The organism is Enterobacter sp. Bisph1 (genome assembly GCF_000814905.1).
Taxonomy (GTDB): domain Bacteria; phylum Pseudomonadota; class Gammaproteobacteria; order Enterobacterales; family Enterobacteriaceae; genus Kosakonia.
This window is the reverse complement of record NZ_JXAG01000034.1, coordinates 107,561-130,903: the sequence shown is the minus strand read 5'-3', so window position 1 is coordinate 130,903 and position 23,343 is coordinate 107,561. Positions and strand designations below refer to the sequence as shown.

Genomic DNA, 23,343 nt, shown 5'->3' with positions numbered 1-23,343 from the left:
TCTGTTTTACCTGAGCCAGTTGGTTTTCGCCAGTTCGATCACCTCATCGCCGCGCCCGCTAATGATGGCGCGCATCATATACAGGCTGAAACCTTTCGCCTGCTCAAGTTTGATTTGCGGCGGGATCGCCAGCTCCTCTTTGGCGACGGTCACGTCCACCAGCACCGGACCATCGATCGAGAAAGCCCGCTGCAGCGCGTCGTCGACATCGGCGGAGTGCTCCACGCGAATCCCGGTTATACCGCAGGCCTCGGCGATACGCGCAAAGTTGGTGTCCTGCAGATCCGTTCCGTCCGTCAGATAGCCACCCGCTTTCATCTCCATCGCCACAAACCCGAGCACGCTGTTATTAAAGACGATAATTTTTAGCGGCAGCTTCATCTGCACCACCGACAGGAAATCGCCCATCAACATGCTAAAACCGCCATCGCCGCACAGCGCCACCACCTGCCGTTGTGGGAAGGTGGCCTGCGCTCCCAGCGCCTGCGGCATGGCGTTAGCCATTGAACCGTGGTTAAAGGAGCCAATCAGGCGGCGCTTGCCGTTCATTTTCAAATAACGCGCCGCCCACACGGTTGGCGTACCCACATCGCAGGTGAAAATAGCATCTTCGTCGGCGAAGTGGCTGATCTGTTGCGCCAGATACTGAGGGTGAATCGCCTTATCGCTGGGTTTGGCTAAATCGTCGAGACCTTTGCGTGCTTCGCGGTAATCCGCCAGCGCTTTGTCGAGGAATTTACGATCGGTTTTGGCTTCCAGCAGCGGTAGCAGAGCGGCGAGGGTGGATTTGATATCGCCGATCAGCGCCATATCGACCTTACTGTGCGCGCCAATACTGGCCGGATTGATATCAATCTGGATGATTTTGGCATCCGTGGGGTAGAACGCGCGATAGGGGAACTGCGTACCGAGCAGCACCAGCGTATCGGCATTCATCATGGTATGAAAACCCGATGAGAAACCAATCAGCCCGGTCATACCGACATCATACGGGTTGTCATATTCGACGTGCTCTTTCCCGCGCATGGCATGAACAATCGGCGCGTTGAGCTTACCGGCAAACGCTAGTAACTCTTGATGTGCGCCTGCGCAGCCGTTCCCGCATAGCAGGGCGATATTGCTGGAGTAGCGCAACAGTTGCGCCAGCTTACGCAGCTCCTCTTCCGCTGGCGTCACTACAGGCGGCGGCGCGCTGTACCAGTGAGTGCTGGCGCTTTCCGGCGCGGGTTTCAGCGCCACATCCCCCGGCAGCACGATAACCGATACCCCTTTGTTGAGCACCGCTTTGCGCATCGCTATCGCCAGCACCTGGGGGATCTGTTCTGGATTAGAGACCAGTTCGCAGTAGTGACTGCATTCGCGAAACAGCTCCTGCGGATGGGTTTCCTGGAAATAACCGCTGCCGATCTCGCTGGAGGGAATATGGGCAGCAATCGCCAGTACCGGAACATGATTGCGATGGCAGTCGAACAAACCGTTAATCAAATGTAGGTTGCCAGGCCCACAAGAGCCTGCGCAGACGGCTAACTCACCGGTGAGCTGCGCCTCCGCGCCGGCGGCAAAGGCTGCAACCTCTTCATGACGCGTCGGCATCCAATCGATGGTACCCATGCGGTTCAGGCTATCGCTCAGGCCATTCAGCGAATCTCCCGTCACGCCCCAAATGCGTTTTACTCCGGCCTGCTCCAGCGTTTTAGCGAGATAAGCTGCCACTGTCTGTTTCATCTACGACGCTCCTTTATGTGATCTTGCCTACAAGCTTAGACAATGAATGCGCCGTAACGCGGATTTACGCTGACCTTTTCTAAAACAGGGGTTTATTTTAGTTACAGTTCGGAATAGTCTGTAACAGGTCAATGAAAACAGGAATCATTTCAAATGGTTAAATCATTGTTAAACTCAGTAAATAATATCTTTTCCCATGACGATTTTGGTCGTCTGTTGTTACGGTTAATGGTTGGCGGGCTGATGCTTTTTCACGGGCTGCATAAATTAATCGGCGGTATTGATGGTATTGCAGGCATGCTGGTGTCGAAGGGACTACCGGGTTTTATCGCTTATGGCGTGCTGATTGGCGAAGTGCTGTGTCCGCTGCTGATTATTCTCGGCGTGCTGACGCGTCCTTCCGCGCTGGTACTGGCGTTTACCATGGTTGTGGCGTGGCTGCTGGTGGGGATCAATAAAACCGGGATGCTGGATTCCACCGGTGCGTGGGCTATCGAGAGTATCGTCTACTTCTTTATTGGATCGCTGGCGGTGGCGTTTTTGGGGGCTGGGCGGTATTCCGTGGCACCTGCCTGGAAGTGAAACCGATAAAAAAAAAGCGCCCCTGCAAACCGGGGGCGCTTTTTTATTGTTGTTCAGGCAAGGACCAAATCCCCTTGCGGATGGCAGGAGCAGGCCAGCACAAAGCCGTCTGCTATCTCCTGTTCCGTCAGCGTCATGGTGCTGCTAACCGTGTATTCGCCGGAGATGACCTGGGTTTTACAGCAGCCGCAAACACCGGCGCGACAGGCGACGTTTACCGGCACTTTGTTGCTCTCCAGCGCTTCCAGTAGCGTAACCCCTGCCGGTGCGTAGAAGTTTTTCATCGGCGAGAGTTTGCTGAATTTCAGCCCGCTGGTGGCGGCTTCCGCCACCGGTGTGAAGAATTTCTCTTTAAAGAAACGTGTCACGCCGAGGGCTTTCACTTCGCTCTCAACCCAATCCATATACGCCGCCGGTCCGCAGGTCATTACCGTACGCGCCGCCAGATCCGGCACCTGGCTGAGCAGTTCGTGGCTCAAACGCCCCGAAACAAAGCCCAGCGTAGCGTTGTTTTCCGCCACCAGCGTCACCGGATAATCGCGCCATTCCTCGGCAAAAATTACATCCGCAGGTGAACGCACGTTAAAGATCACCTGCACGTCAGCTTGCGGACGGTTTTTCGCCAGCCAGCGGCGCATCGACATAATCGGCGTCACGCCGCACCCTGCCGCCAGCAGCAGAAACTTATCGTTCGCTTCGTTATCGCAGGTAAATTCCCCCTGCGCGTCGGAGAGCCACAGATAATCGCCGCGTTTTACCTGTTGTGTCAGCCACTGCGAACCTGCGCCATCATCGATACGGCGGACGGTGAGCGTAATGTATTCGCTGACGCCCGGCGTTGACGAAAGGGTATAGGCACGCAGCGTTTCAGCGCTGTTGCCGATACTCACCAGCGCATATTGACCGGCGCGATACGGGTAAAAATCATGGCATAACAGCGACAGCGTCCAGACATCCGGCGTTTCCTGATGGATGTGGTGAACCTGCATACGCCACGGGCATTGCGGGGTTGGCATGGTCATGTTTGGCTCCTTATGCGCTCAACAGCTGCTGCATATCCTGCTCGACAGTCGTCACCTGGCGCAGGCCGAATTTCTCGTTCAGCACCGCTAACAGATCCGGCGTCAGGAAGCCCGGCGCGGTCGGCCCGGTAACAATATTGGTCACACCCAGCGACAGCAGCGTCAGCAGGATGACAATCGCTTTTTGTTCAAACCAGGAGAGCACCAGCGACAGCGGCAGATCGTTAACCCCGCAGCCCAATTTTTCCGCCAGCGTTACCGCCAGGATAATCGCTGAGTAAGCGTCGTTACACTGACCGGCATCGATCAGGCGCGGCAGACCTTCAATATTGCCAAAGTCGAGTTTGTTGAAACGGTATTTACCGCAGGCCAGCGTCAGGATCAGGCAGTCGTCCGGTACTTGAGTGGCGAAATCGGTGAAGTAGTTACGCTCACCGCGCGCGCCGTCACAGCCGCCGACGAGGAAGACGTGACGCAGTTTTTCACGGCTGACCAAATCGATCAGCGTGTCTACCGCACCGAGCAGCGTCTGGCGACCAAAGCCAACGGTGATCAGATGTTCGATCTCACTGAACGGGAAGCCGGACATTTGCTGTGCCTGGCGGATCACCGGCGCGAAATCATCACCTTCAAGATGGTTAACACCCGGCCAGCCGACAATGCTACGCGTCCAGATACGGTCGTCATAAGAACCGACGGTCGGATCGATAATGCAGTTGGAGGTCATCACAATCGGGCCCGGGAAGCGGGCGAATTCTACCTGCTGATTCTGCCAGCCGCTGCCGTAGTTACCGGCGAGGTGTTTAAATTTGCGCAGTTCCGGATAGCCGTGCGCCGGTAGCATTTCACCGTGGGTATAGACGTTGACGCCTGTGCCTTCGGTTTGCTGCAGCAGGTTATAGAGATCTTTTAAGTCGTGACCTGAAATCAGAATGGCTTTACCGGCAACGGCTTTCACATTGACCTGAGTCGGCGTCGGGTGACCGTACATACTGGTTTCACCGGCATCAAGAATGCTCATCACGCTGAAGTTCATCTGGCCAATTTCCATTGAACATTCGAGCAGGGCATTCATATCGGCAGGCCAGGTGCCCAGCCACGCCATAATTTTGTGGTAACGGGCATAGATGTCGTTATCGTACTGGCCCAGCACATGGGCGTGTTCCATATACGCTGCCGCGCCTTTCAGGCCGTACAGGCAGAGCAGGCGCAGGCCAAGAATATTTTCGCCAATCGTCGCTTTATCTTTATTCGGCGTGAATTCCGCGGCCTGGCGCTGTAATTCGCCCAGATCGTCACTGACCAGCTGCAGGTCGGCCATCGGATTGTCGACGCTGGCGCTCGGATCGATCGCGAGACAGCGGGCTTTCAGCGCTTCACGTTTGGCAATCGCTTCACGGGCGTAACCGACAATGCGCACGGAATCGAAGTTAACGTTGGTGAGGGTAGAGAAGAAGGCGCGCGGCGCGAAGTTATCGATCTCATGGTCAATCAGGTCGAATTCACGGGCTTTGCTGGCCCAGGCGGAGAGCCCTTGTAACGCGGCAATCAATAAATCCTGCAGGTCGGAGGTTTCGGCGGTTTTACCGCACATACCTTGCGCGTACGAACAGCCGTTGCCCGCCGGAGTTCGGATGGTTTGTTCACATTGCACACAAAACATGGTCACACCTTTCTGTTAAAGTTATATTTGAAATACATGTTTAAGATAATGCGGGTGTGGCAAGGCTTAAAAGCGATTTTTCGCCAATTTGACGTGAGATTGATTTAGCGCAAGTTTGGCGGCAGACGACTACCGCCAGAGGAGTATCAGGCGGAGAAAAAGGCGATTAACAGCGGGACCAGCAAACTAAGAATAAAACCGTGCACAATCGCGGCGGGGACCAGCTCCAGGCCACCGGAGCGCTGCAAAACCGGCAGGGTGAAATCCATCGACGTGGCGCCCGACAGACCCAGCGCCGTAGAGCGGCTGCGGCGCACCAGCCCCGGGATCAGCATAATGGCGATAAGCTCGCGCGCCAGATCGTTAAAGAACGCCGCGCTGCCAATCACCGGACCGAAGGATTCCGTCAGCAGAATACCCGACAGTGAGTACCAGCCGAAGCCGGAAGCCATCGCCAGACCAGTTTTCAGCGGCAGGCCGAGAATAAGCGCATTAATTGCGCCGGCCGCCAGCGAGCTGATGGCCACCACCACGGCGATGATCATTCCCCTGCGGTTTAGGACAATCTGTTTTAGCGTCATGCCGCTGTTGCGCAACTGTATCCCCACCAGCAACAACAGGAAAATTAGCGTGTATTCGCTGGCCTTGGTGGCGTAGTGCAAAAATGCCAGCCCGGAAAGACCAATCGCAAAGCCGATAACCACCACGCCGCACAGTTGCAGAGATTCCAGCGCCATCGCAATACGCGAGGGCAATTTTTCCTGCTGATGCTGATGATGCCAGGGCAGCGTCCGTTCCAGCCACAATAGCCCGGCGGCATTACACAGCAGAATGACCGTTACGCTGACCGCTGAGTAGTGAAATATCGACAGCAGGTTAGCGCTGAGATTATCGAGAAAGGCGAGGCTGATACCCATAAAAAAGAGGATCAGATAAACGATCCAACTGAGCATTTTATTGATTAGTTTTAGCGCAGCAGCGTGACGCAGGGGAATAAGGTAACCGATAAGCAACGGCAGAAGAATAATTAACAGTCCTGAAAACATGAAGCGCCCGAATCCTTGCAAAGTGAAACATCCCTGAACACACTACCCAAAGCAGGAAAATGAGTAAAGCGGCAAAAAAAGGGAATGAATATCCAAAATAGACGGTGAAAGCAGCGGCATCGATATATTGCCTTTTTCCGCTACGTTAGCTGAGCCACGCCGCCGCTTATTTTCTCCTTTAGCCAGGAGAGACTTTTTTATTATTGCATAACGCCGCATTACCCGCGTTGTTTGAAAAGCGGCGAGGGGCTTATCTCCCGTCGCTGGCGTGTGTGCGATGATAAATCCCGCGCGCAACCGCTTTAATTTCAATAATATTTTGTACTTAGCGCATGATTTGCCGCTTTTGCTCCCGCTATACTTCTTACGGGACAGGCGGAAAAAGCCAACTGCCGGAGGAAGAATGATTCTGGAGCGCGTGGAGATTGTCGGCTTTCGTGGCATTAACCGTTTATCGCTGATGCTTGAGCAAAACAATGTGTTAATTGGCGAAAATGCCTGGGGTAAATCGAGCCTGCTGGACGCCTTAACGCTGTTGTTATCACCGCAGACGGATCTGTACCATTTTGTTCGCGAGGACTTTTGGTTCCCGCCGGGGGATCTGCAAGGGCGTGAACATCACCTGCACATTATTCTCACCTTTCGCGAATCGGAACCCGGACGCTACCGCGTGCGGCGCTATCGCCCGCTGGCCGAGTGCTGGATTGCCGGCGATGACGGTTATCGCCGCCTCTTCTATCGCCACGAAGGCGAACTGGCCGACGATGGCAGCGTGATGACGCTGCGCGGTTTTCTTGATGCGCAGGGCGATATGCTGCCGCTGGCGGATATCGACGAAAGCGCGCGCCACCTCGTGCGGCTGATGCCGGTGCTGCGGCTGCGCGATGCCCGCTTTATGCGCCGCATCCGTGATGATAGCGTGCCGGAAATGCCGCTGATGGAGATCACCGCGCGCCAGCTCGATTTACTCTCACAAGAGCTGATAGCCCGTCCGCAGAATTTAACCGACGGGCAGATACGTCATGGCTTGTCAGCGATGGTGCAGTTGCTGGAGCACTATTTCGCCGAACAGGGCAGTGGCGCATCGCACCAGCGGCTGATGCGCCGTCGCTCCCATGATGAGCAACGCAGCTGGCGCTACCTCGATATTATCAACCGCATTATTGATAAGCCTGGTGGTCGCATGTATCGGGTGATCCTGCTGGGGTTTTTCGCCACGCTGCTGCAGGCGAAAGGCTCGGTGCATCTCGATCGCGACGCGCGGCCGCTACTGCTGGTGGAAGACCCGGAAACGCGGCTGCACCCAATTATGCTTTCCGTAGCCTGGCAACTGCTGAACCTGCTGCCGTTGCAAAAAATAACTACCACCAATTCCAGTGAACTACTCTCTTTAACGCCCGTTGAACAGCTTTGCCGGCTGGTACGTGAATCGTCGCGGGTGGCGGCCTGGCGTCTGGGGCCCGGCGGGTTAAACGCCGAAGATGCACGGCGCATTGCCTTTCATATCCGCGTTAACCGCCCCTCTTCGCTGTTTGCCCGCTGCTGGCTGCTGGTGGAAGGGGAGACGGAAAATTGGGTAATCAACGAACTGGCCCGTCAATGCGGTCATCATTTTGATGCCGAAGGGGTGAAAGTGATTGAGTTTGCCCAGTCCGGGTTAAAGCCGCTGATTAAATTTGCCCGCCGCATGGGCATTGAATGGCATGTGCTGGTGGATGGTGATGAGGCGGGGAAAAAATATGCCGCCACCGTAGGCAGCCTGCTGGATAATGACAGGGATCGCATGCGCGATCATCTGACCGCGCTGCCGGCCCTCGATATGGAACATTTTATGTACCGCGAAGGGTTCGCCGATGTCTATCATCGCGTCGCACAGCTCCCGCCAAACGTGCCGATGAATATCCGCCGGGTGATCGTTAAGGCGATCCGCCGTTCGTCAAAACCCGATCTGGCGATTGAAGTGGCGCTGGAGGCGGGCAGACGCGGCGTGGAGTCGGTACCGCATCTGTTGCGTAAGATGTTTTCCCGCGTGCTGTGGCTGGCGCGCGGGCGCGCAGATTAATTCTGGCAGTGGGCGGCAGTCTGCTGTTGCAGGCTGTCGAGCAACGCGTAGCGGCGGCGATACTCAGAACGTTTTTTACTGGCGATCTCTTCCATTGGTTTACGCGGCATGGTCAGCGGCAGAACATAATCGCCATGCTCATCGACAGCGCCGCCCAGCGAGGCCCAGAAGCTGTTGTAATCCGCATGCAACAGACCCTGTTTTTTCTTGCTGTAACGCGCGTTGCGATAAATATGCGTTTCATTGCTCACGGCGCGGATCTGCTCAATCTGCAGAAATTGCGCCATCGCCATCAGCGTTTCCACCAGCAGACGTTTCGGGAACAGGCCGTGACAGGCTTTCGTGGCTAACTGAATCGCCTCATGGGGAACATGCGCTTTTGCACCCTGTAGTCCGCCGATATAGAGTGTGTTTTTCCCGGCGAATGAACATAGGGTGAAGGTCAGCTCCGCCAGCCGGGTATCGTCGGCATCGCAGAAAAGCAGCGTCGCTTCGCCCTCTTTATCTTGCATAAAATCTGCACAGATTCGCACCGAATACGTCTGCTCATCTTTGCCTGTCAGGATCGCCAGCTTCAGACCAGACTTACTCAGATAGCTATTGATAAACGCAGCGGGCAGCAAGCGGGCCATATTTTCGTAATGCCCGCAAATGGCCTGCGCCGTCTGCGTCCGGCTCATATTGATAGAGAGCCACGGGCGATGTAACCGACAGGGCAGGCCGGGTTGAACTTGTAACATCTGCCCTAATAAAGGGAGTTCGACCAGGCGAGAAAGATAGCGCGCGGTGTCGACCGGCGTGGCGAGGGAGCGCAGGAGAAATTTGCGGCGGTAAGCCGGATTCTGCCAGGCAAGGCCAGGCATCAGTTCGCCAGAAATTAAGCTGCGGAAGAGTTGCCCCGCTGTTTTCGGCAGCGTGAATTCCGCATGAGGGGTATGAGCAATAATGGACATGTTGAAAATAAAATCCGGGTCACACAAGAATGGCGTCATTTCAACATGGATTGATACAACGCTATCTATCTAAATGATGAGGAAAATAAGAATTTTCTGTTTCGTTGATAATTTGTTTAGTTAAGAATGGTCTCTATAACCGCAGGTCCGATTATCTGGGATTTTTATGAAACTGAAGGGAAAACGCAGGACGATCATTATTGTGCTGGCAGTCGCTGTTTTGCTGGCGGCATTCTGGTTATGGGGCAAGCTTAACGCCCCGGTTGTACAGTACCAGACGCTCATTGTGCGTCCCGGTGAACTGCAACAAAGCGTGCTGGCGACCGGCAAGCTCGATGCGTTGCGCAAGGTGGATGTCGGTGCGCAGGTGAGTGGTCAGTTGAAAACGCTGTCGGTGAATATCGGCGATAAAGTAAAAAAAGATCAGCTATTAGGCGTGATCGACCCCGATCAAGCTGAAAACCAGATTAAGGAAGTGAATGCCACGTTAATGGAGCTACGGGCGCAGCGTCGCCAGGCGCAGGCCGAACTGAAACTGGCGCAGGTCACGCTGGCGCGCCAACAGCAGCTGGTGAAAAGTAATTTAATTTCCCGCCAGGAACTGGATACCTCGGCGACGGATGTGGTGGTTAAACAAGCGAAAATCAGTACCATTGATGCGCAGATCCAGCGTAATCAGGCGAGCCTTGATACGGCTAAAACGAACCTCGATTACACGCGTATTATTGCGCCAATGGCGGGGGAAGTGACGCAAATCACCACCCTTCAGGGACAGACGGTTATCGCCGTGCAGCAAGCGCCAAATATCCTGACGCTTGCCGATATGAGCACGATGCTGGTGAAAGCGCAGGTTTCAGAAGCGGATGTGATTCACCTGAAACCGGGGCAGAAAGCGTGGTTTACCGTGCTGGGCGATCCGGCAACCCGATTTGAAGGGCAGCTAAAAGATATTCTGCCGACGCCGGAAAAGGTTAACGACGCCATTTTCTATTACGCGCGGTTTGAAGTGCCTAATCCGCAGGGCATATTGCGCCTTGATATGACCGCGCAGGTGCATATCCAGCTCACCGGCTTAAAAAACGTTATTACTATCCCACTGGCGGCGCTTGGCGATCCCGTCGGCGACAACCGCTACAAAGTAAAGGTGCTGCGTAATGGCGAAACCCGCGAGCGGGAAGTGATGCTGGGGGCGCGAAACGATACCGACGTAGTGGTAACGAAGGGGCTGGATGCGGGCGAAGAAGTGGTAATTGGCGAGCAGAAAAGCGGAGCGGCGCAATGACCGCCTTGCTGGAGCTGAATAACATTCGCCGCAGCTATCCCTCCGGCGATGGGCTGGTCGAGGTGTTAAAAGGCGTTACGCTACGTATTAACGCGGGTGAAATGGTGGCCATCGTTGGTGCCTCCGGCTCCGGTAAATCCACGCTGATGAATATCCTTGGCTGCCTGGATAAACCCACCAGCGGCACTTATCGGGTGGCGGGAAAAGATGTCTCCTTGCTCAGTAGTGATGCGCTGGCACAGCTGCGGCGCGAACATTTTGGCTTTATCTTCCAGCGTTATCATCTGCTTTCTCATCTGACGGCCGCGCAGAACGTTGAAGTTCCGGCGGTGTACGCGGGCACTGAACGCAAAGCCAGGCTCGAGCGCGCCAAAGGGTTGCTGGAGCGTCTTGGGCTAGGGGAGCGGGCGGATTACCAGCCTTCGCAGCTCTCTGGCGGCCAGCAGCAGCGCGTGAGTATCGCCCGCGCGCTGATGAACGGCGGGCAGGTGATTCTGGCGGATGAACCGACCGGCGCACTGGATAGCCACTCCGGCGAAGAGGTGATGGCGATCCTGCACCAGTTGCGCGATCGCGGGCATACGGTAATTATCGTCACCCACGATCCGCAGATTGCTGCCCAGGCGGAACGGGTGATCGAAATTCGTGACGGCGAGATTATTAGCAATCCGCCGGCAAAAGCGGAAGCTGTATCGCCCGCGAATCACGATGCCGTACTGACGCAGGCGGGCGGCGGGCGGCAATTTATCAGCCGTTTTCAGGAAGCGCTAACCATGGCCTGGCGCGCGATGGCGGCTAACAAAATGCGCACCTTGCTGACCATGCTTGGCATCATTATCGGTATCGCCTCGGTGGTGTCGATTGTAGTGGTCGGCGACGCGGCTAAACAACTGGTGCTGGCGGATATCCGCTCGATTGGCACCAATACCATTGATGTGTATCCCGGCAAGGATTTTGGCGACGATGAGCCACAATCTCAGCAGGCGCTAAAATATGACGACTTACTGGCCATTCAAAAGCAGCCGTGGGTACGTTCAGCCACGCCTGCCGTTTCACAAAACCTGCGCTTGCGCTACGGCAATATCGATATCGCCGCCAGCGCCAATGGCGTCAGTGGCCAATATTTTAATGTTTACGGCATGACCTTTAGCGAAGGCAACTCGTTTAACGAAGAGCAGCTTAAAGGTCGTGCGCAGGTAGTGGTTCTTGACAGCAATACCCGCCGTCAGCTATTTCCGAATAAAGCCAGCGTCGTCGGCGAAGTTATTCTCGTGGGTAATATGCCCGCGACGGTGATTGGCGTGGCGGAGGAGAAGCAGTCGATGTTTGGCAGCAGCAAGATCCTGCGCGTCTGGTTGCCCTATAGCACCATCGCCGGGCGCATAATGGGTCAGTCGTGGCTTAACTCCATTACCGTGCGCGTCAATGATGGCTACAGTAGTGAGCAGGCCGAGCAGCAGCTTACCCGACTGCTGACGTTGCGCCACGGTAAGAAAGATTTCTTCGTCTGGAATATGGACGGGGTATTGAAAACGGCAGAAAAGACCACACGTACTCTTCAGCTATTTCTCACCCTGGTGGCGGTAATTTCACTGCTGGTCGGCGGCATTGGTGTGATGAATATTATGCTGGTCTCCGTTACCGAGCGAACTCGCGAAATTGGCATCAGAATGGCCGTCGGTGCCCGGGCCGGCGATGTACTATCGCAATTTCTGATCGAGGCGGTGCTGGTTTGTCTTGTCGGCGGCGCGCTTGGCGTTACGCTATCGATGCTGATTGCTTTTACGCTGCAGCTTTTTTTACCGGGCTGGGAAATTGGTTTTTCACCGCTGGCGCTGTTGACGGCGTTTTTATGTTCGACGTTTACCGGGGTATTGTTTGGCTGGTTACCCGCGCGCAATGCGGCGCGGCTGGATCCGGTCGATGCGTTGGCACGCGAGTGATAAAAATGCCAGCCCGTTGGGCTGGCATTTTGACTGCGGCATGTACACAATGAGGTATCAGGCGTCAGGCCATGGCTTCCATTTCGACGGGCACGATAACGCTGGCGTGATTGCCTTTAGGGCCCTGGTGTACATCAAACCGGACAGTCTGCCCGGCTTTTAACGTTCTGTAACCATCCATCTGAATGGTGGAATAATGTGCGAAGATATCTTCGCCGCCGCCTTCAGGGCATATGAAACCAAACCCTTTGGCATTGTTGAACCACTTAACAGTACCCGTTTCCATGCTTCGACATCCTTCGTAAATCTTATTCAAGTAAGATGGAATGAACCGGTGGCAGAATGAGCGGGTTGTTCAAAACCTCGCCAACTCTCGACTGTACAATTTAGATAATTCGTGTAACGCGTCAAGCATTTGGCAGGGGTTCTGGGAGGCGGCGCATCAAAATTTTGAAGCAGTTAACGCTATTGCGACGGAATGTGACAGCCGTCGCGGATGGCAACGATAGATGATTGTTATCTGCTAACTGATGTAGATTGAAAATGCATCTAGACTCATTTAATCGGCCGATTAAACGCCGCCGGAAACTGTAACCTTAGATGAAGTGTTGAAGATGGGTAAGAGCAATAGCTGGCTGGATTTCGAGCACCTGGCGGATGAAAAACTGCGCGACGCGCTAAGACCGCCATCTATGTATAAAGTTATGTTAATGAACGATGACTACACGCCGATGGAATTTGTTATTGACGTGCTACAAAAGTTCTTTTCTTATGATGTTGAACGTGCAACGCAACTGATGCTTACGGTTCACTATCACGGCAAGGCGATTTGCGGTGTTTTCACCGCCGAGGTTGCCGAAACGAAAGTAGCGATGGTGAACATGTACGCGAGGGAGAACGAGCATCCGTTGCTGTGTACGCTGGAAAAGGCCTGAATGCAGGCATGAAACTTGGGGGAGGTGCCTATGCTCAATCAAGAACTGGAACTCAGTTTAAATATGGCTTTCGCCAGAGCGCGCGAGCACCGACATGAGTTTATGACCGTCGAGCACTTGTTACTGGCGTTGCTCAGTAACCCATCTGCCCGCGAAGCGCTGGAAGCGTGTTCTGTGGATATGGTGGCGCTGCGGCAGGAACTCGAAGCCTTCATCGAACAAACCACACCCGTTCTGCCCATGAGCGAAGAGGAGCGCGACACACAGCCGACGCTCAGCTTCCAGCGTGTTCTTCAGCGCGCGGTGTTTCACGTTCAGTCATCCGGCCGCAGCGAAGTCTCCGGGGCGAACGTGCTGGTTGCCATTTTTAGCGAGCAGGAGTCACAAGCGGCCTACCTGCTGCGTAAACATGAAGTCAGCCGCCTTGATGTGGTGAACTTTATCTCTCACGGCACGCGTAAAGACGAGCCAGGTCCATCATCTGACGCGCCTGGCAGTAGCAGCAGCGGGCAGGTAAATAGCGAAGAGCAGGCAGGCGGGGAGGAACGTATGGAGAACTTCACCACCAACCTTAATCAGCTTGCTCGTGTGGGAGGAATCGACCCGCTGATTGGCCGTGGTAAAGAACTTGAGCGTGCGGTTCAGGTTCTGTGTCGTCGTCGTAAGAATAACCCGCTGCTGGTGGGTGAATCTGGCGTCGGTAAAACCGCTATCGCCGAAGGTCTGGCGTGGCGTATTGTGCAGGGCGATGTTCCTGAAATCATGGCCGATTGTACGATTTACTCGCTGGATATCGGTTCTTTACTGGCCGGTACCAAGTACCGCGGTGATTTCGAAAAACGTTTTAAAGCGCTGCTGAAACAGCTTGAGCAGGACAACAACAGCATTCTGTTTATCGATGAGATCCATACCATCATTGGTGCAGGCGCTGCGTCTGGCGGGCAGGTGGATGCCGCCAACCTGATTAAGCCGCTGCTCTCCAGCGGTAAAATCCGCGTGATGGGTTCTACCACCTATCAGGAATTCAGCAACATCTTTGAAAAAGATCGCGCGCTGGCGCGTCGCTTCCAGAAAATTGATATCACTGAACCTTCCGTTGAGGAAACGGTGCAGATTATCAACGGCCTGAAACCGAAGTATGAAGCACACCATGACGTCCGCTATACCGCGAAAGCGGTGCGTGCGGCGGTCGAGCTGGCGGTGAAATATATCAACGATCGTCATCTGCCCGATAAAGCAATCGACGTTATCGACGAAGCGGGTGCGCGTGCGCGCCTGATGCCGGTCAGCAAACGTAAGAAAACCGTTAACGTGGCGGATATCGAATCGGTGGTGGCCCGTATCGCGCGTATTCCTGAGAAGAGTGTTTCTCAGAGCGATCGCGACACGCTGAAAAACCTTGGCGATCGCCTGAAAATGCTGGTGTTTGGTCAGGATAAAGCCATTGAGGCATTAACCGAAGCCATTAAAATGAGCCGCGCGGGGCTGGGACAAGACCATAAACCGGTCGGGTCCTTCCTGTTTGCCGGTCCAACCGGCGTGGGTAAAACCGAGGTGACGGTTCAGCTGTCCAAAGCGCTGGGTATTGAGCTGCTGCGCTTTGATATGTCCGAGTATATGGAGCGCCACACGGTCAGCCGTTTAATCGGTGCGCCTCCGGGATATGTCGGCTTCGATCAGGGCGGTCTGCTCACCGATGCGGTGATCAAACACCCCCATGCGGTACTGCTGCTTGATGAGATCGAAAAAGCGCATCCGGATGTCTTTAACCTGCTGTTGCAGGTGATGGATAACGGTACGCTGACCGATAACAACGGTCGCAAGGCGGATTTCCGCAACGTGGTGCTGGTGATGACCACCAACGCCGGGGTGCGTGAAACCGAGCGTAAATCCATCGGCCTTATCCACCAGGATAACAGTACCGATGCGATGGAAGAGATTAAAAAGATCTTCACGCCGGAGTTCCGCAACCGTCTGGACAACATTATCTGGTTCGATCACTTATCTACTGAAGTGATTCATCAGGTGGTCGACAAATTTATCGTCGAGCTCCAGGTGCAGCTGGATCAGAAAGGCGTCTCGCTGGAAGTCAGCCAGGAAGCGCGTGATTGGCTGGCTGAAAAAGGCTACGATCGTGCAATGGGTGCCCGACCGATGGCGCGTGTTATCCAGGATAACCTGAAAAAACCGCTGGCTAACGAGCTGCTGTTCGGTTCGCTGGTTGACGGCGGGCAGGTCACGGTATCGCTGAATAAAGAGAAAAACGAGCTGGAGTATGGTTTCCAGAGTGCGCAGAAGCACAAACCGGAAGCGGCTCATTAATCTCTGCGGTTAACCTCAAAAACCGGGCGCATAGCAGCCCGGTTTTTTTATGCCTGTAAACCGGTCTCAGTTCTGGCTGATTTCGATACGATTGCGCCCGCCGTTCTTGGCGAGATACAGCGCGCGATCGGCTCTATCAATGATGCGCGTGTAATCCGGGTGATAATCAAACTCTGCCATGCCAATACTTACGGTTACCGAGAAATGTTGCGTGGGCGAGGCTTCAAGGGCTAAGGCGCCAATTTTTCGCCGTAGCGCTTCCAGCCTTTTTTTCGCCTGCACCCGTTCAGATTCCACTATCAGCACCATAAACTCTTCACCCCCGTAGCGAAAAACATAATCACTGCTACGAAAATGATCGTAGATAACAGCGGCAACGGCTTTGAGCGCGGCATCTCCTGCACAGTGCCCATAGTTGTCATTAATTTTCTTAAAGTGATCAAGATCCAGCATCGCCACAACAAAAGGCTTGCGCGCGTTGAGCGCCAGTGAGATCTCCCGGCGCATAATGGTGGGAATAAAGCGACGATTAAGCAGTTGTGTTAGCGGATCTTTGCCATTTTCCAGCCCCACTAAGGCATCGAACATGGCGACCAACAGGCAGTGAATTTGCCCGCTAAGCTGGCGTATCGCCTGTAATACGGTCATCCTTTCTTCAAATGTAGGCTGCGCAACTGTCGCCAGCATGCGGGTAATATGTTCATCCGCCTGCTGGATCAGTGCATCCATATTAGCCAGCATTTGCGGATTGCCTAATAAATGCTTGCCTTTATGAGACAGCCACATACCGAATTCCGATTTCGATAAATAAATCAGATCTGCCCGCGGCAGCCCGGTGGCGATATTATAAATAAAATCGTTTTCCCAATGTATTAGCGAACTAATTTGTCGCTCGCGCTCAATACTGACATCGTCATATATTGCCAACAGACGGTACTGTTCCTGCTCCGGCGCTGACTTCTGGTAATCAGTAGAATAGGAGACGGTCATCGCTTCAATGGCGGTATCCATTGCCAGACCGCTAAAACAGAGGGTTTCGCTTAATAAGGCAGCCGGAATGCGCGCTTTTTTTTGCAACAAGCGATAAAGCGCTGTTTTTAGCTTCCGCGCTTCCCCGCGTCACAAGATCGATTGGCACCCCGATACGGGCGTGTACGATGCCGATTTCCCGCTGTTTCTCCAGCAGCTGGGATAAGTCTTCCTTTGCACTGCCAGGCACGCTGCGTAACCAGTAAAACATGCTGTGGCTGAGCCGGGTATTAACCTGCTCGCTATTAAGAAATTGCACCGTTTCGCTGTGTAAAATCATATAGTCATAAAAAATATTCACCAGATGGTGAATATCGTCATCGGAGAGCGCAGCCAAAACATCATGCACCTTTGGCGATGTCTGCTGGATTAATTCCTGCCACTCGGTAAGGAGTAACGAATGATTGCAGTGTTCGGCCTGTTCCATGGTTTTTTCATCCAGTGATTTTGGTTATGTACGTTTAATATATTAAGGCGAGAAGGAGGTGAAAGGCCAATAAAAACTATTTGCTGTCACACGTTCTGTATGTGCGATTTTTTTCAGCATCGAAAAGGGGAAGCGGCGGGATAAAGATGAGTGAGTAATACTCTGGATATATTTAAAAAAGCAAACGCAGACTATTTGTCAGCGATAAAAGCGCATTAGCGGGCATAATACAAGCGACCAGCGGTTAATTAGGTGCCATAAAGTCAACGGCACGGCGATATATTTAGGCCATTTTCCAACAGCGGGTAGAGCGGTATTCAGGAGATTGCCAGGCGTGCATCAAAAGAGAAAGGATGCTCTTTTACGGTTTTAAGCAGCGTATTAAAATCCGCATGTTGAGGATTGAGAATAGCGTTGTTCTCCAGTGGAATAATGCATGACGGCAGCAGCAGCGCCACCGCACTATTGGCTTCCAGCCACGCCGTACCTAAATCCATTGTTGACAGCGGCGCCGGATTTTCCTGCCAGTCTGGCGGCAGCCATTGCTTATCCAGGTATTCAACGTCTTTATCGGCCACTTCAATACTGAACAATCGGTATTGATTAAGTATGCGGTCGCTGTGCACATGGACCAGCATTTCAAGCGCAGCAAGCGAAACGGATGAGGCAACATACACAGCCGGATGTCCTTTATGATTCCAACGCCCGCCATAAAGATTTGCGCCGCTTCCCGTCCAGGCTTCACTGGCATAGCGATGCGTCACCAGACGGTAGAAAATCACGCAAATACTCCGTGTTCCAGCCTGCCCAACAGATCCGTCACCTCAAGAGCACCGCTCTCGGTCGCCAACAGCGAAATGGGCGCAACGTTACCGAGGCCACGAACGGGCGTTTCCAGCCAGTCCCACGCGTTTTTTTTGCTACCAAAAAACTGGACTGCGGCATCAACCACTCTGACTAATCGGGCGATGCGTTCGCTCTCCTCTGGGGTAAGTGTGTGACCGGCGCTTTTACGCCGCGCGACGTTGCGCTCATTGATGCCGGTGACGCGCAGGATGTCAGAGCGGGACATTTCCGTCCATTCGTGAATATCATCAAGAATGCTGACCGGCAATCCTTCGTTAAGCATCTGAACGAGTTTTAACCCTCTGTTGGCGGGGAAACCCGCAAACCGCCAGAGCGCGTTTTCAGCCGGTTTATGATCCGGGCTCCAGGTTCTCATATCGCCTCCTGAGCTAAGACATTTGTCATGGTTCAGTATAGACAAATGTCAGTATTGATTAAAGCGTAATCATGTTGCGGACTAAAAAAGATTAAAATATCAGCGAGGAAACGGTGCATCTTTCTATTTTTCATGCACAAGAAGGATGTTACTAATGACGGCGGAAGGATTAATCAACAGCACAATAACAAAAGGCCGGGATAACCCGGCCTTTTAAAGAAGTGCACTTAACGGTGCTTGCGAAAGATATTAGCGGCTACGGAAGACAATGCGGCCTTTGCTCAGGTCGTACGGGGTCAGTTCCACAGTCACTTTATCGCCCGTCAGAATACGGATATAGTTTTTACGCATTTTACCGGAGATATGCGCGGTAACAACGTGACCGTTTTCCAGTTCTACGCGGAACATCGTATTAGGTAACGTTTCAAGAACGGTACCCTGCATTTCAATATTGTCTTCTTTGGCCATCTAATCCTCGGGGGTATCACTACCATAATTTTTGAACCGGCAAGATAATGCCGAAGTTCGTGTGTTAAGTAAAGATTTGTGCTGATAAAACACAGCAAAACGACTTTTGCCAGTTACCCTCACGTCACAGCCAGGACGCGCTTAACGCGCATCGTAAAGGGGAGCAGTGGAATAAAACGAAGGGCATCCCTGATACGAACAATTCCCAAGAAGGGCGGGGCAACAGGCAAAAGCTGCTCTGAGCGACCATTATAACACTCTGATAAAAAATGTGCCGAAAACATTCTTCACCGCGATGAAAACAGCGTCCTGGGCACCCAAAAATGGGACGGCAGCGGTAGCAGGCGCATTTCGGCGAGGTATAACAGGTAATCCCGGCGCGGAATGTCGATAGCGCCAAGCGAAGCGGTATGGCTGTTCAGCACCTGGCAATCGATGAGTTTGCCGCCCCTGCGCGCAAACTCATCGCTGAAAACCAGCAGCGCCGTTTTGGATGCATTTTCACGACGGCTAAACATCGATTCACCGCAGAACAGCGCGCCCTGTGCAACGCCGTACATTCCACCCACCAGTTCATCCTCTTGCCATACTTCAATCGAGTGTGCGTGGCCCAGCTCATGCAGCCGGTGATAAGCCATTACAATATCGGGGGTGACCCAGGTTCCTTCCTCGCGATCCTGCGAACAGCCGTCGATAACCTGACCAAAGGCGTGGTTCAGGGTGACGCGATAGGGGGACGTTTTGTGAAAGCGTTTCATACTGCGGCTGACATGAAAATTTTCCGGCCACAGCACCGCTCGCGGATCGGGCGACCACCAGAGGATCGGATCGCCGGGTGAAAACCAGGGGAAAATACCGCGCTGGTAAGCCATCAATAAACGCGCCGGACTTAGATCGCCACCCAGCGCCAGCAGCCCATTGGGTTCACGCAACGCCGCTTCAGGCGAAGGAAAAGCAATAGAATGACGAGAGAGCTGCACCAGGCGCATGACTTCTGTGCTCCACAACGCGACAAGGGATCCTACTTGATATCGTCATTTTGGTCGTTTCACTTTAACGGTGCCAGTATGGCACCGGCAAAATGACGAATCTCTCTACAGACGCTGCTTAAACTGGTAATACCGACCCTGTTTCGCCATTAACGCTGCGTGATTACCTTGCTCAATTATTTGGCCGTTGTCCATCACAATTATGCGATCGAAGCCCGCCAGTCCACGCAGGCGATGAGTGACCATCAGCAGCGTCTTACCTTTCATTACTTCACTCAATAATTCAAGGATTTGGCTCTCGCTTGAGGCGTCAAGACCTTCGGTCGGTTCGTCCAGCAGCACCAGCGGCGCATCGTGTAATAACGCGCGGGCAATTGCCAGCCGACGAAGTTCACCCCCGGAGAGCTGACGTCCACCTTCGCCAAGCCATGCATTCAGGCCATTATCCTGCAGCAATTTCTCCAGACCGACGCGGCTGAGCATCGCGCTCAGGGTTTCGTCGCTTGCCTGCGGCGAGGCCAGTAATAAGTTGTCGCGAAGCGTAGCGCTGAACAGATGTACGCGCTGCGGAACCATGCTGATAAGTTTGCGTAGATCGGCCTGCGCGAAATGCTTAAGCGGGCGTTCGTTAAGACGAATCTCGCCTTGCTGCGGATCCCATGCACGCGTCAGTAACTGTAATAATGTTGATTTACCGCAGCCGGTGCGACCAAGGATCGCGACATGTTCTCCGGCCCCAATGGATAAGGTTATCGCCTCCAGCGCCCGTTGTGGCTGGTCTGGATAGGTAAACGCCAGCGCATCAAACTGGACGGCAACCTCTGCGGGTAACGATGTGCTTTGTTGTGGGAACGTGACGTCCGGCTGGCAATCCGTGATCTGTGTAATGCGGGTGGCAGAAGCAATCACCTGACCCAGATGCTGGAACGCGGCCGTTACTGGTGCCAGCGCTTCAAAAGCCGCCAGCGCGCAGAAGACAAACAGCGCAATCAGCGCACCGGGCTGGGTATTGCCGCCAATATCGGCGGAGGCAAACCACAGCATAACCAGCACCGCCGCGCCGCTAATAAGCAGCATTACCGCCTGCGACACGGCGCTAAGATCGGACTGTCGGCGCTGAGCGTCATGCCAGCTAAGCTCGGTTTTCTCTAGCTGCTGGCGATAACGCTGGCTGGCACCAAAGATAGTCAGCTCTGCCTGACCTTGTAGCCAGCTGGTTAACTGCTGGCGATACTGGCCGCGAAGGGCCGTCAAGCTTTCACCCGTCGGTTTGCCCGCGCGATAAAACAGCGGCGGCAGAATAATCAGCGTTACCAGCATAATGCCGCCCAACATCAGCGCCAGCGGTATATCCAGCACGCTTAACCCCAGCGTCACCACAATGATCACCACCAGTGCGCCAACCAGCGGAGAGATGACGCGCAAATAAAGGTGATCGAGGGTATCGACATCAGCCACCACGCGGTTTAGCAACTCGCCCTGGCGAAAACGCGCCAGCCCGGCGGGGGAGAGGGGCAAGAGTTTTCTAAAGGTTGAAACACGCAAATGTTCCAGCACGCGAAACGTTGCGTCATGGCTGACCAGGCGTTCAAAGTAGCGCCCGGCGGTACGGATAATGGCTGCGCCACGAACCCCTGCGGCGGGCAGCATATAGTTAAAGCTGTAAATCCCCGCGACGCCTACCACGGCACAGGCAGAAAGGAACCAGCCGGAGAGCGTCAGCAGGCCGATACTGGCAAGCAGGGTAACAATGGCGAGAATAACGCCAAGCAGCAGCATCCATTTATGGCGGCTATACAATGCAAGATAAGGCAGCAGTGCGCGCATTTAAATCTCCTCCTGACGATGGGCAAGAAGATCGGCAAACATCCCCTGTGCAGCCGCGAGTTCGCTGTAGCTGCCTTGTTCAATAATCTTGCCGTCCTGCATCACCCAGATAGCATCCCACGCGGCAAGATTCTCTAACTGGTGCGTCACCATCAGTGTCGTTTGCTGATGTGAAGCCTCGGTGAGTGCCTGCATCACCCGCTGCTCGCTGTGAGCATCAAGGCTGGCGGAGGGCTCATCTAATAACAGCAGCTTGCAGGAAGAGAGCAGGGCGCGGGCCACGGCTACGCGCTGCGCCTGGCCAACGGAGAGACGCACCGCCTGATCGCCAGGCTGCATCTCCAGCCCTTCTGGTAACAAAGGTAAAAATTCGCTCACCCAGGCTTTATCCAGCACGGCGTTCAGCTCAGCCTCGCTGGCATGGGGACGCGATAGCAGGATATTTTCCCGCAGGGTATTGGCGGGAAGCTGCGGGTTTTGCCCGACCCAACTTATCGCGTCGTGCCAGCTATTGGGCTCCAGATCGCTAAGCTCAATGCCATTGACGCGTAACGAACCTTCATAAGGGAGAAAGCCGGAGAGTGTATTAATCAACGAACTCTTACCGGAGCCGCTGCGACCAACCACCACGACGCGCTGGCCCGCAGGCAGGGTGAAATTGAGCGGCCCGGCGAGGGTTGCGCCTTCGGGGGATTTGATGAGCAGATCGCTTGCCGTTATCGTCACCCCTTCATCGGCTTTCAGCACGATGTCGCCGCGCTGAGGATGGGCTAGCGGCGCTTCCATAAAGGTTTTCAGGCTATCCGCTGCGCCAATGGCCTGCGCTTTAGCGTGATAAAAGGTGCCGAGATCGCGCAGCGGCTGGAAGAATTCCGGGGCTAAAATCAGCGCCAGAAAGCCGGCGAAAAGCGTAACACCGGTACCGTAATGGCCAAAATTGAGTTCGCCGAGATAGGAGAAACCAAAATAGACCGCCACTAGCGCAATGGATAATGAGGCGAAAAATTCCAGCACGCCGGAAGACAAGAAGGCCATGCGCAGCACTTCCATGGTGCGGCTGCGAAAATCCTGTGAAGCATGGCGAATACTGTCCGTTTCTGCCTCGCCGCGATCAAATATCCGCAGGGTTTCCATCCCGCGCAGGCGGTCAAGGAAATGGCCGCTCAGACGCGCCAGCGCCTTAAAGTTTCGGCGATTGGCATCCGCCGCGCCCATACCGACCATCGCCATAAACAGCGGAATCAGCGGCGCAGTACCCAGCAAGATTAATGCCGCCGCCCAGTTAATCGGAAATAGGGTGATAACAATCAGCAGCGGCACGCTGGCCGCCAGCGCCATTTGCGGCAGATAGCGGGCGTAGAAATCGTGCATATCGTCGATTTGCTCAAGAATCAGCGTCGCCCAGCTTCCCGCAGGCTTCCCCTGGATCCAGGCCGGTCCAGCCTGCTGCAGGCGGTCGAGCACTTTACGGCGGATCTCGAAGCGAATATGTGCCCCCGCATGGAAACCCACCCGTTCACGCAGCCACACAACCCAACTGCGGAGAATAAAAATCAGCACCAGTAAGATAAAAGGAAGTAGCAGGGCTTCGCGCGGGATATTCTCAATAATCATATGGTTGAGAATGCGCGCCAGTATCCAGGCTTGCGCAATAATCAGCACGCCGCTAACCACACCCAGCAAGCGGGAGAAGGTCAACCAACGACGGGAAATAATGCTTTGCTGTTTTAACCAGCGGGTCAGTTCTTGTTGACGGGTTTTATTCATTGCGCGCTTTGCAGGTAAAGTTATCGAATTTTAAGCTGGCGCAATGTTACATCGGAGAAAAAATAAAGGCGACTTATAG

General features: G+C 54.1%; 18 protein-coding genes and 1 pseudogene. 6 read left to right on the top strand and 13 right to left on the bottom strand.

Going from position 1 to position 23,343, the window contains the following annotated elements:
• Nucleotides 1-6: 6 nt before the first annotated feature.
• Nucleotides 7-1,725 (bottom strand): ubiquinone-dependent pyruvate dehydrogenase, encoded by a 1,719-nt coding sequence (gene poxB, locus RW65_RS08995; RefSeq protein ID WP_039056386.1) that lies wholly within the window; start codon nucleotides 1,723-1,725, stop codon nucleotides 7-9.
• A gap of 153 nt (nucleotides 1,726-1,878) precedes the next feature.
• Between poxB and RW65_RS08990 the strand changes: the two genes are divergently transcribed.
• On the top strand, nucleotides 1,879-2,307 hold the full coding sequence (locus RW65_RS08990; RefSeq protein ID WP_039056385.1) for a DoxX family protein: 429 nt from the start codon (nucleotides 1,879-1,881) through the stop codon (nucleotides 2,305-2,307).
• 53 nt (nucleotides 2,308-2,360) lie between these two features.
• Here RW65_RS08990 and hcr read toward each other — a convergent pair whose 3' ends face one another.
• The 3 genes from hcr to RW65_RS08975 all read right to left on the bottom strand — a co-directional run bounded on the left by hcr (nucleotide 2,361) and on the right by RW65_RS08975 (nucleotide 6,038).
• Nucleotides 2,361-3,329: an NADH oxidoreductase gene (gene hcr / locus RW65_RS08985; protein WP_039056384.1), complete on the bottom strand. Its 969-nt coding sequence runs from the start codon at nucleotides 3,327-3,329 to the stop codon at nucleotides 2,361-2,363.
• 10 nt (nucleotides 3,330-3,339) lie between these two features.
• Nucleotides 3,340-4,992 carry a hydroxylamine reductase gene (gene hcp, locus RW65_RS08980; RefSeq protein WP_039056383.1) on the bottom strand — a complete coding sequence of 551 codons (1,653 nt, stop codon included), beginning with the start codon at nucleotides 4,990-4,992 and terminating at the stop codon, nucleotides 3,340-3,342.
• Between the two features lie 146 nt (nucleotides 4,993-5,138).
• Nucleotides 5,139-6,038, bottom strand: a complete 900-nt coding sequence (locus RW65_RS08975; RefSeq protein WP_039056382.1) for a LysO family transporter — start codon at nucleotides 6,036-6,038, stop codon at nucleotides 5,139-5,141.
• 403 nt (nucleotides 6,039-6,441) lie between these two features.
• Here RW65_RS08975 and RW65_RS08970 point away from each other — a divergent pair, with 403 nt between their 5' ends.
• Nucleotides 6,442-8,100: an ATP-dependent endonuclease gene (locus RW65_RS08970; RefSeq protein WP_039056381.1), complete on the top strand. Its 1,659-nt coding sequence runs from the start codon at nucleotides 6,442-6,444 to the stop codon at nucleotides 8,098-8,100.
• Here RW65_RS08970 and RW65_RS08965 read toward each other — a convergent pair.
• On the bottom strand, nucleotides 8,097-9,053 hold the full coding sequence (locus tag RW65_RS08965) for a VirK/YbjX family protein (protein ID WP_039056380.1): 957 nt from the start codon (nucleotides 9,051-9,053) through the stop codon (nucleotides 8,097-8,099). The genes RW65_RS08970 and RW65_RS08965 overlap by 4 nt on opposite strands.
• Before the next feature lie 166 nt (nucleotides 9,054-9,219).
• Here RW65_RS08965 and macA point away from each other — a divergent pair, with 166 nt between their 5' ends.
• Together macA and macB are read left to right on the top strand one after the other, a co-directional pair.
• On the top strand, nucleotides 9,220-10,335 hold the full coding sequence (gene macA, locus RW65_RS08960; protein ID WP_039056379.1) for a macrolide transporter subunit MacA: 1,116 nt from the start codon (nucleotides 9,220-9,222) through the stop codon (nucleotides 10,333-10,335).
• Complete coding sequence (gene macB, locus RW65_RS08955) at nucleotides 10,332-12,278, top strand: macrolide ABC transporter ATP-binding protein/permease MacB (protein ID WP_039056377.1); 1,947 nt, start codon at nucleotides 10,332-10,334, stop codon at nucleotides 12,276-12,278. The genes macA and macB overlap by 4 nt, the downstream gene beginning before the upstream one ends.
• Before the next feature lie 64 nt (nucleotides 12,279-12,342).
• On the opposite strand, the gene cspD is transcribed toward macB, so the two are convergent.
• Nucleotides 12,343-12,564, bottom strand: a complete 222-nt coding sequence (gene cspD / locus RW65_RS08950) for a cold shock-like protein CspD (protein WP_039056376.1) — start codon at nucleotides 12,562-12,564, stop codon at nucleotides 12,343-12,345.
• Nucleotides 12,565-12,892: 328 nt separating this feature from the next.
• Between cspD and clpS the strand changes: the two genes are divergently transcribed.
• Together clpS and clpA are read left to right on the top strand one after the other, a co-directional pair.
• The gene (clpS, locus tag RW65_RS08945; protein ID WP_039056375.1) at nucleotides 12,893-13,213 is read left to right on the top strand and encodes an ATP-dependent Clp protease adapter ClpS; all 321 of its coding nucleotides are present in this window, start codon (nucleotides 12,893-12,895) and stop codon (nucleotides 13,211-13,213) included.
• A 30-nt stretch (nucleotides 13,214-13,243) separates the two neighbouring features.
• Nucleotides 13,244-15,535: an ATP-dependent Clp protease ATP-binding subunit ClpA gene (gene clpA, locus RW65_RS08940; protein ID WP_039056374.1), complete on the top strand. Its 2,292-nt coding sequence runs from the start codon at nucleotides 13,244-13,246 to the stop codon at nucleotides 15,533-15,535.
• A gap of 66 nt (nucleotides 15,536-15,601) precedes the next feature.
• On the opposite strand, the pseudogene RW65_RS08935 reads toward clpA, so the two are convergent.
• The 7 genes and pseudogenes from RW65_RS08935 to cydD all read right to left on the bottom strand — a co-directional run bounded on the left by RW65_RS08935 (nucleotide 15,602) and on the right by cydD (nucleotide 23,264).
• Nucleotides 15,602-16,991, bottom strand: a pseudogene (locus RW65_RS08935) (diguanylate cyclase).
• A 317-nt stretch (nucleotides 16,992-17,308) separates the two neighbouring features.
• Nucleotides 17,309-17,773: an RES family NAD+ phosphorylase gene (locus RW65_RS08930; RefSeq protein WP_039056372.1), complete on the bottom strand. Its 465-nt coding sequence runs from the start codon at nucleotides 17,771-17,773 to the stop codon at nucleotides 17,309-17,311.
• Nucleotides 17,770-18,213 carry an Xre family toxin-antitoxin system antitoxin gene (locus tag RW65_RS08925; protein ID WP_039056371.1) on the bottom strand — a complete coding sequence of 148 codons (444 nt, stop codon included), beginning with the start codon at nucleotides 18,211-18,213 and terminating at the stop codon, nucleotides 17,770-17,772. The genes RW65_RS08930 and RW65_RS08925 overlap by 4 nt, the downstream gene beginning before the upstream one ends.
• Nucleotides 18,214-18,462: 249 nt before the next feature.
• A complete protein-coding gene (infA, locus tag RW65_RS08920; protein ID WP_001040187.1) occupies nucleotides 18,463-18,681 on the bottom strand; it encodes a translation initiation factor IF-1 in 219 nt (72 codons plus the stop codon).
• Nucleotides 18,682-18,968: 287 nt separating this feature from the next.
• Nucleotides 18,969-19,670, bottom strand: coding sequence for a leucyl/phenylalanyl-tRNA--protein transferase (gene aat / locus RW65_RS08915; RefSeq protein ID WP_039056370.1), 702 nt, complete (start codon nucleotides 19,668-19,670; stop codon nucleotides 18,969-18,971).
• Between the two features lie 105 nt (nucleotides 19,671-19,775).
• Nucleotides 19,776-21,497 carry a heme ABC transporter ATP-binding protein/permease CydC gene (cydC, locus tag RW65_RS08910; protein WP_039056369.1) on the bottom strand — a complete coding sequence of 574 codons (1,722 nt, stop codon included), beginning with the start codon at nucleotides 21,495-21,497 and terminating at the stop codon, nucleotides 19,776-19,778.
• Nucleotides 21,498-23,264 (bottom strand): heme ABC transporter permease/ATP-binding protein CydD, encoded by a 1,767-nt coding sequence (cydD, locus tag RW65_RS08905; protein ID WP_039056368.1) that lies wholly within the window; start codon nucleotides 23,262-23,264, stop codon nucleotides 21,498-21,500. It lies immediately after the preceding gene.
• Nucleotides 23,265-23,343 lie beyond the last annotated feature (79 nt).